Source organism: Aureibaculum marinum (assembly GCF_003813905.1).
Lineage (GTDB): Bacteria > Bacteroidota > Bacteroidia > Flavobacteriales > Flavobacteriaceae > Aureibaculum > Aureibaculum marinum.
Genome location: NZ_RPFJ01000006.1, coordinates 240,360 through 255,279, shown reverse-complemented (window position 1 = coordinate 255,279; position 14,920 = coordinate 240,360). Strand labels below are relative to the sequence as shown.

The following is a 14,920-nucleotide window of genomic DNA, read 5'->3' as shown; positions in this document are numbered from 1 at the left end:
TAAAACAAGGACTAATGTGTTATTTTCTATATAAAGGATCTAAACCAATTGTACCCACTAAATTTTTTAAATAACTACCAGAACTGACATAATCAAGAGAAGTTATAACATTTTTTAATTGGGTATTTAAATCCAATTCATCAACCAATTGTTTATTATTAACATTAGCAATAAAGTTCTCTAAATATTTTTTTTGATTTGTATAGAACTGAATATCAATTTGTTGCTTCAATTTTAATCTTTCTTTATACCAATCACTATTAATTATATAATCTCTTTCAAAAAAACCTCTCAATTCAGGATCACTCATTTCTTTATGTTGATAATGTCCATAGGCCATCATATGCAATACTATTTTTAATGGAGGTATAGCTGTTTCTATACTTCCATCTTCAAAATAACGTAAAGCTACTTTTTGTTGAGCTTCTACAATATTTGCAATTCCATCTACATAATCATCTAAACCTTGTAATTCAGGTTTTAACATTTTTTCACTAAACACAGCGGTTGGCTCATCAAACAATCGATTTAAGCAACGTAAAGAAAACATATTTGTAATACGATACCCTAACCTACTAGCTAGTACTTTTTCTCCTTTATATTCAAAATCTTCCAATTTTTCTAATGATCCATTTGCTATCAACGCTTTTGGGTCTCTATCTTCAGGAACTAAACGTGCCCATATTTCTGGAATTAAAAGACTAATATCATGGTCTACCTTATTTTCACCTCCCACATAACCAGCTGCTGTACTAAAAGCATTTGACTCTGTTAAAATATGAGACAATAACGCATTATTTAAATCAGTTGTAGGCGTTAACATATTAAAAGGTCCTTTAGTTAAAGCCCCTTCAGAACCCGCACCTGTTGTTGAAGGTGATTTTCCTGTTAAGCTACAAATAAAATCCATAAAAAGTTCTGGAGTTTCCTGATAATGAATAGGGTTATAAACTGCTAATGGCCTTATTCCTGCTTTTTTATCTACCGGATTGTTTCTTCTTCCTGGAAGAACAGCATTAACAACATTTATTACTGGATCTTCTGATTTTACTTTTCTATACAAACGAACACCAATTTCGCCTAAATAACTGGCTTCGATTTCATTGAAAAAAATATTTGGTTCTAAATACCTTGGATTTTTAGTAGGTTCACCATTTACAATTCTTGTATGTGACGGCAAGGCAAAATATTCTTCATCATTGTCACTTGTTACTACACCTTCAATCAGTTCTTTTACTGGTGTTGTATATTTATCAAAGTTAATAGTATCTTCATAAATTTTTACCGCATCTTTTTTTGTTAATAATTCATAATTGGTTAAAAATACATTGTCTGAAACCAAATCTTGTTCGGCCCCTTCGTCATACCCTCTAATAATAGCCTCATCTGGTCTTTGAAACAAATGAGATTCACAATTGGTAACCACTTTTAAACTTTTATTAGCATATAAGGGATTTAAATTATTTAATTGATTTCGTGGAAGTGTGATTGAGGCCGAAATATCATCTTCCATTTGAATTTTAGTGGAAGCTGAAAAATCAGATCGTAATTTATTCAACAGCCAAATACCTTCTTGATTAAATCCAATACGTACATAACTACCAACTACTTTATTGTCAAAATACCACAATCCAGTACCTTTTTGACCATTTATAATTTGAACAGACATACAGTCTTTCCAATTTAACCTTTCATGGTCTTGTCGATACAATCTTTTTACAAATAAAACCAAAGATCTAATATGGACAGGAATTGAGGTTACAAATTTATTATATTCATCACTATTATTTTTAGAAGGAGATAGCAATTTAACAGCCGACCCCAAAGTTCTCCCTTTATCTAAAAAAGACCTTGACGGCGGTAATGAAGGGTCGTAATTTTTCCAACGTTTCGAGTAATTAAATTCAATTATTTCGTCTGCTTTTTTAAAATCCTCGTCAATATCAATAATATTAAATGAATTATAAGTAATCGCATTTAACATCGATTTAGAAATCTCAGATTTCCCACCTCCAGAAACCGTGCATGGCTTATGACAAAACACTCCTTCTGGCGAAGTATTAACAATTCTCCACAATGAAATTGCCTTATGTTTTTCTAAATTAAACTTATTTCCCGTAGGATGTATATAAGTTTTATGGGGAGATAAAATTAATTTTTGTATATCATTATTGTAAGTCCAGGTAATGCTATTTGTGTTTGTATTTATATAGGCATCTTCAGGAATATAAATTAGGTTTGGATATTTCTTGTCTATCGCATAATTTGAAGACTGAACCTCAATTCTATCACCCAATAATGCTTTAACATTATTAAAGGTATAACTATTGTTGAATTTTGAAGAGAAGTTAACACCATCAACAATATCTCCCATAACACCTCTTGGGTACGCTATTGCACCACCTGAATGCTCTTCTTCAACCAAACCAAATAAGTTTGCAGAATAGCTGATTTGAGTTTTAATTTCTTTTTTAGAATAGCCAAAATAATTATCTGCAATAAGCGTAACTACCACACCTTTATCGTCTCTACATGTAATTTTAAAAGCACCGCCATCATTATATAATTCATCTTCTTTTTTCCAACACATTCCATCATTTTGTTGACGTTCAGTAGCATCATCATAATAAGGTAATCCTAGATCCTTTTTCTTAAGTGTTTTTAATTGTGGTGCTAGCACAATACAACCTGTATGGCCTGTCCAGTGATCAGTATCAAGAGCTGCATCATTATGAGCTAAATTTGGATTACCTGCATTACCAAAAATAGTTTCTACAAAATCTAAATTACTAACTAAACTGCCTGGTGCATAAAAACGTACTTCTAAACTCTTTTTTGATATCACACCTTTTACTTCTGGACAAACCGTAGGCCTCATTAACAGCGATACCATTAATTTGGCTTTTTCCTTTTGATTGGAAGTGAATGGCAATATTTTTAATTTTTCAGAAGGATTAAATGCTGCATTCAAAAAATGTTTAAATACAATTTTTGGTACTTCTTGCTTATCTAATGGAACAGGTAATGTACCTTCTACAATATGAAACGTCCCTTTTGTAGTTCGCTTATCATGTATAGGATTATTTAAAATTCCCTGTTTAATTCTATATGAAGTAATGTCTTCACTAATAAAAGAATTTCCATTAGGAGGCAAACTTACTTCTCTGGCATGCCCTTTTTGATTTAATATTAACGTATCATTAGGTAATTGAATAATACTACCGTCAAGTTCTTCTGCTAAATAAGCGTTTAAAAAATTTTGGATTCTTGTATCTGCTGGTGATAAATGTTCTGAAAGTAATCTAGATTTTTCTCGAAAATTTTGAATTAATCCATTCGTTAATTTTTGAAATTTTGGATTACAAAATTTACTTTCAGCATTGTAATTATCATGAAAAATAGGTTGTCCTAAAGCTGATAATTGCAAATTTATATATTGTATAGTATCCCTTCTACTTTGATTGACATTATTCTTATTTAATTTATTTACCTTACTCATTTTTAAAAGTTTACACGGTATTAACCCTCAATAATTAAATAAGAAATGTATCAAATAACTTATAGAACTTACAATTGGTTAACCAATTTTAATTTAACAAATTTCGTAAAAAAACATTTATTTACGTTAAAAACATTGTTTTTTTTATAAAAATGTTAATTTTTAAACAATTTTATTAAAATTGATTATTTCTCTATAAAACAATATAAATAAAGAATTAAATTCTTATGATAAATAAATTCGAAGAATTGCTTTTAATAACAATCTACATCAATATTAAACCTAATTGACCTATAATCTGGAATAGATTGAAAGCTGTTTTTAATTTTTTGAATTACAGCTTTAGATAAGTTTATAGATTTATTTTGTGGCAATTTTATTAAAATTGTTTTGATATGTTGATTGCGAATTCTTGAAATAGCAGGACTTGTAGGGCCTAATATATTTGTACTAAAAGTATTGTATAACGATTTATACAACCAATCTGCCGCATTATTTACTTTTATATAGTCTTTGTGCTTTAATGTGATTTTTACCATCCGTAATATTGGAGGATATTTAAATTGATGGCGGTCATACAGTTGTTCTTTATACATGGTTGTATAATCATTAGTAGTAACTTGTTGTAAAATTTGATGATACGGATTAAAGGTTTGTATAGCTACTTTGCCTCTTTTTTGTGCACGCCCTGCCCTACCTGATACTTGTACTAATAATTGAAAACTTTTTTCATGAGCTCTGAAATCAGGAAAATTGAGCATGTTATCCGCATTTAAAACTCCAACCAATGATACATTATTAAAATCTAATCCTTTAGAAAGCATTTGAGTACCTACTAAAATATCAATTTCTTGCGATTGAAATGCTTCAATAACTTTATTGTATCCATATTTTCCACGGGTAGTATCTAAATCCATTCTACCTATATTATGATTTGGAAACAACTCTTTCAATTCTAGTTCAACTTGCTCTGTACCAAAACCTTTTGTATCCAAAGTCGGATTTCCACAAGCCTGACAAGTATGAGGCATATTACGATGATAACCACAATAATGACATTGCAATTCTCCTTTTATTTTATGATAAGTTAAACTTACATCACAATTAGGACATTGTGGTGAAACCCCACAAGAAGTACATTCAACTATAGGGGAATATCCGCGTCTATTTTGGAACAAAATAACCTGTTCCTTTTCATCTAAAGCTTCATTAATCAAAACCATTAAACGTTCAGAAAAATGTCCAATCATTCGTTTTTTACGATAACCTTCTTTAATATCTACCAATTCAATTTCTGGCAATAACACATTACCAAAACGTCGGTTTAATTCCACTAAACCATACTTTTTTTGCTGAGCATTATAATAACTTTCTATAGATGGTGTTGCACTACCCAATAGTACTTTTGCATTATGCAGTTTTGCCAACACAATAGATGTATCTCTGGCGTGATAACGCGGTGCTGGATCAAATTGCTTATACGAAGTTTCATGTTCTTCATCAACAATTATTAAACCCAAGTCAGAAAATGGTAAAAATACAGAAGACCTTGCTCCAAGTATTAGTTGGGCCTTATCTGATTTATTTAAAACGTTATTCCATACTTCTACCCTTTCATTTAATGAATACTTAGAGTGAAATACCGAAATTTTATTCCCAAAATATTTTTGAAGCCTATTAATTAATTGTGTTGTTAATGCTATTTCAGGAACTAAATACAACACTTGCTTTCCTTTTTTTAGTACTTCATCAATCAACTTTACATAAATTTCGGTTTTTCCACTAGAGGTGATACCATGTAATAAAACCACATCATTTTTTAGAAAACTAGCATTTAAACCCTTATAACATTCTTCTTGAAATTTAGAAAGTTCTTTAAATTTTTCAGTAGCTTCTGTAAAACTTACACGATCCGTTTGAATGGTATAAACCTCAAATATTTCTTTATCAACTAAAGTTTTTATAACTGCTGAAGAAACTTTACTAACCTCTTTTAGTTGCTTTTGCTTTATTGGTTTTTTATTTGCCCCATACAATGAAAAATAGGACATTACAGCATTCCGTTGCTGATTGGCTCTACTTAATTTATCCAATAATTTACTTAATTCCTCTTGATTATCATACCGATTATTAAGTCGTATGTATTTTACTAACTTAGGCTTGTACTGCTCAATAATTTCTTCACGCAATGCAATAGCATTTTTAGCCAATAGTGTATTTAAAATTGGTAACACTCTTTTTTTATCGAGTATATCACTAATTTTTTGAATAGGTAAAATATCTTGATGTTCTAAAGCTTCAAGAATTAGAAATTCATCATCAGATAAAGTTTCATTTATTTCAAAATTTTTGTTTTTAATTACCTGTGTTTCACTTTCTAATAAAAATGTAGACGGAATAGCAGTACGTAATACTTCACCCAAAGAACACATATAATACTTTGCCACCCATTGCCAATGTTGTAGTTGATTCTTAGTAATTATAGGAGAATCATCTAATATTTGAAAAATGTCTTTAGCTTCATAAGCTGTTGGTTTATTTTGGTGAATTTCTTCAACTATAGCTGTATATATTTTTGATTTTCCAAATGGGACTGCAACACGCATTCCTACTTCTAAAAAATTTTTTTCTGCTTCGGTTATGCGATAAGTAAATAACTGTTGCAAAGGCAGGGGCAATATGACGTTTATGAAGTTATTCAAAAATATTTATGTTTTTAAAATCTATTTTTTCCTTTAGGAAATTAATTTAAAATACTTGTGATATTCATTATCTTTTTGAACAAATTCGATAAAAAATATCATAATGTCAAAACTACTAGAGGCAAAGTTAAAATTTTAATTCTTAGAAAATTGTTTACACTATAATTTTATAATTTAAATCACAAAATGAACCATTACAATTACATTAAAGTATAAAAAACACAAACAGTTAATTAAATAATCACTATATTTATAACCCTAAGATAATCAACAAATTAAAACTTAAAAAAATGAAAAACATTAATAAAGAAGATATTAAACAAGAAGTTTTTGATTTGTATGACAGCTATGTCCATAACAAAATAGATAGAAGAAACTTTATGAATAAACTTTCTGTTTATGCTGTAGGCGGATTAACTTTACCTTCATTATTAGCGTTTTTAATGCCAAAATATACCGAAGCTCAACAAATAAAATTTAATGACCCTAGATTAACTTCTGAATATGTAGAATATGACTCACCAAATGGAGCGGGAAAAATGCGTGGCTTGTTAACTAGACCAATTAATAACTCCAAAAAACTTGGTGGTATTATTGTTGTTCATGAAAATAGAGGTTTAAATCCACATATTGAAGATGTTGCACGCAAAGCAGCTCTTGAAGGGTTTATTGCTTTCGCACCTGATGCATTATTTCCGTTAGGAGGTTATCCAGGTTCTGATGATGAAGGTAGAGAATTGCAACGTAAAAGAGACCGAAATGAAATGTTAGAAGACTTTATTTCCGCTTACAATTTTTTAAAAATCCATAAAGAATGCTCAGGTAATGTTGGTGTTGTTGGATTTTGCTTTGGAGGTTTAATTTCTAATAACATGGCCGTACATATTCCTGATTTAAAAGCCTCTGTACCTTTTTATGGAGGGCAAGCGGCAACAGAAGATGTGCCTAAAATAAAAGCTCCTCTACTACTCCACTTTGCTGAATTAGATAAAAGAGTAAATACTGGTTGGCCTACCTACGAAGCCGCCCTAAAAAAACATAAAAAAGAATATACTGCTTATATCTATAAAGGAACAAATCATGGTTTTCATAATGATACCACTCCTCGCTATGATGAAACTGCTGCAAAATTAGCCTGGAGTAGAACCATAGCTTTTTTTAAAGAAAAACTAGTTTAAAATTATTTCAATCTTAAAAACCACACTCAAAGCCTTATTAAATAAAGCTTTTTTACTTTGGCATGATGCTTGTATTTATTTTCATGTTAGTGTTAACCAAAACCTGTTAGTATTAACTTTTAACACTTTAATTATGAAAAAATTTAAAATATTATTTGTTACAGTCATAGCACTGAGTATTAGTACACAAATTTTTGCTACTAATGCAAACACCAATTTAGAAATCCAAAATACAACTATTACTACTAATAAATCTTTCACTTTTGTAGAAGAAGGAATTACATTTTCTATATTTCAAAATGGAGAATTTGATTTTTATATTAATCCACGACCTGGAATGCATGTAGGTGTTGATTTGAATAATGTAAGTATTAGTTATAATTCAGGTTATAATTACGATCCTTATGTGCAATATGATGATTATGGAGCTATTATTCAAATTGAAAATACGCCTATTTATTATGATAATTATGGACGTATAATTAGAGCAGGTGATGTTAGAATTAATTATCAATCTAATAGAGTAAAACGTATTGGTAGCTTAAACATCTACTATGATACTTATGGTAGATATTCTTACCATAGAGGCTATGTAAATGTATTTAACAGACGCCATGTTTTTCACCCATTCCATAACTTTTTTGTTCTACCATTTTTTCACAGAACTGTAGTAAGTTATAAACCATATAGAAATAGATATAGACCTGTACGATATAATTACTATTATGGAAAAAATAAGCATAAAAGACATTATAATAAAAAGTACAATCGTAAAAGAAGTTTTAAAAACATAGATGCCAGGATAAGAACAAGAAATTCTAATCTTGCAAGGACTAATAGAACAAACAGAAGAGCCACTACAGTAAGAGAAAGTTCTGAAGTGAGAAGACAAACAGCTCATAGAAACACGTCTAATAGAACTGTTACTAGTTCTAAAAGAACAGTAAATAATACACCAAAAAGAAAGGTTGTGCAAAATAGAAGTAGAATATCTCCTTCAAAAAAAGTTGTAAGAGCTAGAACTACCGTTCAAAATAAAGTTGAAAGAAAACCAGTACAACGTACTTCTAGAACTGAAGCAAGAAAAACATCTAGTTCATCTCGAAGAACAGTTGCTCAAAAATCTACTCCTAGCAGAACTAAATCTACTGTAAGCAGAACAACTTCTAGAAAAAGGATGTAAACAATATGAAAAAGGGAAAGTTGATTTATGAAGAAAAAAGGCTTACCAATATGGTAAGCCTTTTTATTACTAATAAATTTTAGTGGTTAAAATGTTATTGCGTTTTGTTCTAACATATAATAGAGTCTCTCTTTGTTAATTCGTTTTAAAAACATCTTCTTTTATAGCAAAGGTTTTAAACTCTACCATATAATCATTAGGGTCTTTAACAAAAAATGAAGCATGTTCACCTTTTTTTCCTTTTAAAAAAGTAATTTCTTCAAAAAGTTCTATTTGTTGAGCTATTACTTTTTGGTATAGCTTTTCCCAAACATCATTATCTACAATAATACCGAAATGAAAAGAGGGTAAAATTTTTCCTTCAAAACTATAATTTTGAAAACTAAAGTTGAATTTACCTGATTGGGTAAATGTAATTTGATTGCCATACAAATTGATATCTAACCAATTTTGAGCAATTCTACCAGAGTCAGCACCTAGTTTATCTACATAAAAATCTTTAGTTCTATCAATATCTAAACAAGGTAATGATAAATGAAATGGAACCTTCATATAATTAGTGATTTAAGTTATTCAAATAAATACCCCTACAAATTGAGTAGTATACTAAATCACTAACTTCTGCCTATAAACTATATTACACTCAATATAAACATGTTAGATTGATTCCAGTACAAATTCTTTTATAGTCTGAAATTAAAACTAAGCGAAATACAATTACATTCTCTTTTCTAATTCCTTAAAAAGTTATTGGATAAAAGAACAAACTTTAATCGTCATCTTCAGCATCAACATCTTCAGCATCAAAATCTAAATTTTCTCCTCCTATAGAATCATCATCAGCTATGATAACATCGTCATCTTCATCATCTTCACTTGTATCAATGTGATTCTCCATAGATTGTTCTAACCTATAACTTACTTTAACTAGATAAATAGTATCTTCTGTTCTAACTTCTACAGCTTCAACTGTTTCTCCTGCTGCATTTTTAAAGACCACAATATCAGAATCATTATAGCCATCAGGAAATTTTTCTACTAACAAATTTAAAATATCATCAGTTAGCTTCTTAAAATCTACAATTACTCTCCTCATTAGTTTAATTTAAGGTTTTTATTTTAAAATGATAATATTATTACATATTTAGCAAATATGCAAATACTAAAGGTGCTACTATTGTAGCATCACTTTCAATTATAAATTTTGGTGTATTTATATCTAACTTACCCCATGTAATTTTTTCATTAGGTACCGCTCCAGAGTACGAACCATAACTTGTAGTAGAGTCAGATATTTGACAAAAATAACTCCAAAAAGGAGTTTCTGGACGTTCCATATCTTGATAAAGCATTGGTACCACACAAATTGGAAAATCACCAGCTATTCCTCCACCTATTTGAAAAAACCCAATTCCTTTTTGAGAATTATTTGTATACCAATCAGCCAAGAAAGTCATATATTCAATACCACTTTTTACTGTACTTGCTTTTAACTCTCCTTTCAACACATAAGATGCAAAAATATTTCCCATCGTACTGTCTTCCCATCCAGGACAAATTATAGGTAAATTTTTCTGTGCTGCTGCATACATCCATGAATCTTTTAAATCAATTTCATAATATTCTTCCAATACGCCTGATAGTAACATTTTATACATAAATTCATGAGGAAAATAACGTTCTCCAGCATCTTCAGCATCTTTCCAAATTTTAAAAATATGTTTTTGTAACCTTCTAAAAGCTTCTTCTTCAGGTATACAAGTGTCAGTAACACGATTCAGTCCTTTTTCAAGTAAATTCCACTCGTCTTGTGGAGTTAAATCTCTATAATTAGGAACACGTTTATAATGAGAATGAGCTACCAAATTCATAATATCTTCTTCAAGATTTGCTCCTGTACAAGATATTATTTGTACTTTATCTTGACGAATTATTTCAGCAAATATTTTACCCAATTCAGCCGTACTCATGGCACCAGCTAAAGACACCAACATTTTAGCTCCACTATTTAATTGATCTTTATACGCTTTAGCGGCATCTACCAAAGTAGCTGAATTAAAGTGTAAATAATACTTTTCTATAAAATTTGAAATAGGACCTTTAGACATCGTCTTCATCTTTAAAATTAGCAAAATTATTTTTTAATACATTAATTCCATCATCAATATCTTCAAAATCATCCACATTATCATTTTCAGCAAACTTATAACTTAACATTTTATAATATAGTTTGGCTGCTAAAAAATCTGAAGATTTATCAATATCATTTGGACAAAGCTCTACAATATCAAAACCTACTACATTTTTTTCCTTAAAGACTTGTTTTAAAAAATCTAATGTTTCATACCATAATAATCCACCTGGTTCTGGAGTACCAGTACTTGGTAGTATTGATGGGTCAAAAACATCTAAATCTAAAGTAATAAAAACATTATCTGTCATTAAGTCAATAGCATTTTCTACCCAATATTCGTTAGTTACCATTTCATGAGCAAAAAACGTTTTATCATTATCCATTACTGTTTTTTCTATAGCATCCATACTACGAATTCCAACTTGAATTAAATTGGTATTCTGACTGGCTTCATATACTGCACACGCATGATTGCATTTAGTACCCTCATATTCAGGTCTTAAATCAGCATGAGCATCAATATGCAACACTGTTAAACTATTAAAACACTCATTAAAGGCTCTAATTGTTCCAATAGAGATAGAATGTTCTCCTCCAAAAATAGTAACAAATTTTTTCTTATTTATGTATTTCTTCACAGTTTGGTGTACCTCTTCAACCATTGCTTCTGGAGAGCTATCTTCCGTTACGGTTTCTGCCAAAAATATACCTTGTTTATAAACTTCAGAATCTGTTTCAATATCGTACAGCTCCATGTTTTCTGAAGCTTCTAAAAAAGCTTCAGGCCCCTTGTTAGCACCTTTTTGCCATGTACTTGTTCCATCATAAGGAACAGGAATTAAAACCACTTGTGAATTTTCTAGCTTTGAATATTCTTGTGGAATTCCAGCATACGTTTTGTCACTCATAATAACCTAAAATTTTTAAAAAGTCTGAATGTGTTTGTTGTTGTGAAAATAATTTAGTTGTGATGTTTCCATCGTTATCTTTGTCTATTAAAATATGTTTGGGTTGAGGTATTAAACAATGTTGCAATCCACCAAAACCTCCGATACTTTGTTGATAAGCTCCTGTATTAAAAAAACCTATGTATAATGGTTTATCTTCTTTAAATAATGGCATATAAATAGCATTTATATGTTGTTCAGAGTTGTAATAATCATCACTATCACAAGTTAATCCTCCAAGTAAAACTCTTTCGTAATTTGAATTCCACCTATTAATAGGTAACATTACAAATCGTTTATTTATCGCCCAAGAGTCAGGTAATGTTGTAATAAAAGAGGAATCTATCATGTTCCAATTCTCCCTATCATTTTGTTTTTTTTGATACAACACTTTGTAAATAGCACCACCACTTTCTCCTACGGTAAAGCTGCCAAATTCAGTAAAAATGTTAGGCACATCTACTTCTTCTTCTTGACAGGTCAAATTAATTTGATTTACAATTTCATCAATCATATATTGATAGTCATAATCAAATGCTAATGAATTTTTAATAGGAAAACCTCCTCCAATATTTAGGCTATCTAAAGTAGGACAAATTTTTTTTAGATTTACATAAACTTTTAAACATTTTAATAATTCATTCCAATAATATGCATTGTCTTTAATACCTGTATTAATAAAAAAGTGTAGCATTTTTAATTCAACCTTATCATTGTTGGCTATCTGATTTCTATAAAAAGGAACAATATTTTTATATCCAATACCTAATCTACTGGTATAAAATTCAAATTTTGGTTCTTCTTCAGACGCTATTCTAATACCAACTTTATAGTTGCCTTTAATTTCTTCACTAAGTAAACTTAGCTCTTCATAATTATCAATAATTGGAATACAGTTTGTGTGTCCATTATTAATTAGTCTAGCAATATTAGAAATGTATTGTTCACGTTTAAAACCATTACAAAGAATATAATCTGTATCTTTAATTTTACCGTTCTCTTTTAATTTTTCGACAATATTGATGTCAAAAGCTGAAGAAGTTTCTATATGAATATCATTTTTTAATGCTTCATTAAGAATAAAATTAAAATGTGAACTTTTTGTACAATAACAATAGTTATACTTGCCCTTATATTGATGTTTTTTAAAGGCTTCTGCAAACCACTGTTTTGCTCTATGTATATTTTCAGATATTTTAGGCAAATAGGTAAACTTTAATGGAGAACCATACTTTTCTACCAACGCCATTAAATTAATATCATGAAAAAGTAATTGATCTTTTTCTACTTTAAATTCTTCTTGAGGAAAATCAAATGTTTGATCTATTAAATCTATATATTTTGTGTTCATTTTAAATTGTTAATTCATATTAATTATTTTTAATACTAGCAAAAACAATTTTAAAAATTAAACACGTAAATATATATAGCCTTTCGCTATTCGGATAAACTTAAGGTTATTAAACCCGATAAAAGAAGAAGAAACCATAATTTTTTCGTTGTACATTCCATGTACATTACAATCGAGCTTCTTCAAACTTAGATTGTAATCGAAAAAAGGAAAACCGATCACTTAGTTTTTTTATAGTGCGGCAAATGTAGAAAAAAAATGAAATAACCACTATAAAAAATAATTATTTTCAATTTATTTATTTATAAGTTTATCTTTAAAAACAAACATCAATATAATAGGAACCGCAAGAATTATTATGATTGTTCTATTTAGCATAAAAAGTTCTGGATATAAAGCTAATGTTAGCACAAAACCTCCAACTGCACCTCCTAAATGAGCACTATGCCCAATATTACCTAACTGTTTTTTCATACCATATATGGAATATAGTAAGTACCCTACACCAAAAACATAACCCGGTATAGCAAAGAATGGGAAAAATATAAAACTTAATCTCATATCAGGATTTAGCATAATACCCGCATAAATAACTCCCATTACAGCACCAGAAGCACCAACCGCACTATAATAAGGTTGGTTTTTATGAAAACTTAAAGCTAAAGTACTACCAGCTAACAAACTTCCTAAATAAATAATTACAAATTTTAAAACACCTAAATGATCAATTACTGAATCTGAGAAAATGTATAATGCAAACATGTTAAAAAACAAATGAGCCTGATCTACATGTAAAAAACCTGAAGTTAACATTCGAATTTGTTGTCCTTGTAAAATTGGACCAATTTGAAATTTATAACGTTCAAAAAACAATCGATCTGAAAACCCTTTTAGAGAAACCAGCACATTTATAATTATCAATCCTATTACAACTTGGTTCATTTGTATTTAAAAATTTGCTCAAAGATAAAATTATATACCGATATTTGCCCTTAGTTAACTTAATAATTAGTTGTGCAGTTTTTAATTTTTTTACTTGTCTATCCTTTTATTTGGCTATTATCCATTTTACCTTTCAGGGTTTTACATTTTATTTCAGATATATTTTATTATTTACTCTATTATGTTATTGGCTATCGTAAAAAGGTAGTTTTTAATAATATTAAATTAGCATTTCCTGAAAAATCGGATAAAGAAATTAAGCGTATTGCTAAAAAATCACATAGACATTTTATAGATGTATTTGTAGAGATTATAAAATTATTTACAATTTCAGAAAAACAACTAAGAAAAAGGTATAAAATTGGAAATATTGATATCTTTAAAAACCTAGAAAAACAGCATAGAAGTAGTATTTTAATGGGGGCACACTATGCCAACTGGGAATGGATATTTCTATTAAACAAAAACATAAATTTTAATGGGTATGCTGTTTACAAAAAAATAAAAAATAAGTATTTTGACAAAAAGATAATAGAAACTAGAGGTCGTTTTAATACTACATTAGTAAGTACTAAAGATATTTTTTCGGTAATAGCTAAAAACACAAAAGAAAATAAGTTATCTCTTTACGGTTTTTTAGGAGACCAATCTCCAAAAGTTCATAAAGCGTATTATTGGTCTCATTTTTTTGGTGTGGAAAATTTACCTGTACATACAGGTTCTGAGTTATTAGCAAAACGAAATGATTTCGCTGTAGTATTTTTTAAAACAAAAAGAGTAAAACGTGGCTATTATGAAGTTAATTTTGAAATGATTACTGATAATCCTCGTTCTTTTAAAGATTATGATATTACCGATATCTATTTACGAAAAGTTGAAGAGCAAGTAAAAGAGGCTCCTGAATTTTATTTTTGGACACACAAACGGTTTAAACATAGAGGTAAAAATTTACTAGATAAAAAACTTACTAAAAGAGCTTAATTA

Annotated in this window: 11 protein-coding genes; 3 read left to right on the top strand and 8 right to left on the bottom strand. The window is 29.2% G+C overall.

The window, feature by feature from the left end:
- Window positions 1-19: 19 nt before the first annotated feature.
- Both EGM88_RS05700 and priA read right to left on the bottom strand, forming a co-directional pair.
- Window positions 20-3,499, bottom strand: a complete 3,480-nt coding sequence (locus tag EGM88_RS05700) for a hypothetical protein (protein WP_123897000.1) — start codon at window positions 3,497-3,499, stop codon at window positions 20-22.
- Between the two features lie 254 nt (window positions 3,500-3,753).
- Window positions 3,754-6,201 carry a replication restart helicase PriA gene (gene priA / locus EGM88_RS05695; protein ID WP_203229433.1) on the bottom strand — a complete coding sequence of 816 codons (2,448 nt, stop codon included), beginning with the start codon at window positions 6,199-6,201 and terminating at the stop codon, window positions 3,754-3,756.
- A 290-nt stretch (window positions 6,202-6,491) separates the two neighbouring features.
- On the opposite strand from priA, the gene EGM88_RS05690 reads away from it, so the two are divergent.
- Both EGM88_RS05690 and EGM88_RS05685 read left to right on the top strand, forming a co-directional pair.
- Window positions 6,492-7,379: a dienelactone hydrolase family protein gene (locus tag EGM88_RS05690; RefSeq protein ID WP_123896999.1), complete on the top strand. Its 888-nt coding sequence runs from the start codon at window positions 6,492-6,494 to the stop codon at window positions 7,377-7,379.
- A 133-nt stretch (window positions 7,380-7,512) separates the two neighbouring features.
- Window positions 7,513-8,562: a hypothetical protein gene (locus tag EGM88_RS05685; protein ID WP_123896998.1), complete on the top strand. Its 1,050-nt coding sequence runs from the start codon at window positions 7,513-7,515 to the stop codon at window positions 8,560-8,562.
- 135 nt (window positions 8,563-8,697) lie between these two features.
- Here EGM88_RS05685 and EGM88_RS05680 read toward each other — a convergent pair whose 3' ends face one another.
- From EGM88_RS05680 to EGM88_RS05655, 6 genes are all read right to left on the bottom strand, one after another.
- A complete protein-coding gene (locus EGM88_RS05680) occupies window positions 8,698-9,114 on the bottom strand; it encodes a VOC family protein (RefSeq protein WP_123896997.1) in 417 nt (138 codons plus the stop codon).
- Between the two features lie 217 nt (window positions 9,115-9,331).
- A complete protein-coding gene (locus tag EGM88_RS05675; RefSeq protein WP_123896996.1) occupies window positions 9,332-9,658 on the bottom strand; it encodes a hypothetical protein in 327 nt (108 codons plus the stop codon).
- Between the two features lie 40 nt (window positions 9,659-9,698).
- Entirely contained in the window at window positions 9,699-10,670 is a 972-nt protein-coding gene (locus EGM88_RS05670) for a deoxyhypusine synthase family protein (protein WP_123897188.1), read from the bottom strand.
- Window positions 10,663-11,604, bottom strand: a complete 942-nt coding sequence (gene speB, locus EGM88_RS05665) for an agmatinase (protein WP_123896995.1) — start codon at window positions 11,602-11,604, stop codon at window positions 10,663-10,665. Before speB ends, EGM88_RS05670 begins: the two co-directional genes overlap by 8 nt.
- Window positions 11,597-12,994 (bottom strand): type III PLP-dependent enzyme domain-containing protein, encoded by a 1,398-nt coding sequence (locus EGM88_RS05660; protein WP_123896994.1) that lies wholly within the window; start codon window positions 12,992-12,994, stop codon window positions 11,597-11,599. Before EGM88_RS05660 ends, speB begins: the two co-directional genes overlap by 8 nt.
- Window positions 12,995-13,288: 294 nt before the next feature.
- Window positions 13,289-13,936, bottom strand: coding sequence for a rhomboid family intramembrane serine protease (locus EGM88_RS05655; RefSeq protein WP_123896993.1), 648 nt, complete (start codon window positions 13,934-13,936; stop codon window positions 13,289-13,291).
- 72 nt (window positions 13,937-14,008) lie between these two features.
- Here EGM88_RS05655 and EGM88_RS05650 point away from each other — a divergent pair, with 72 nt between their 5' ends.
- Window positions 14,009-14,917, top strand: a complete 909-nt coding sequence (locus tag EGM88_RS05650) for a lysophospholipid acyltransferase family protein (RefSeq protein WP_123896992.1) — start codon at window positions 14,009-14,011, stop codon at window positions 14,915-14,917.
- The last annotated feature ends 3 nt before the right edge of the window (window positions 14,918-14,920 follow it).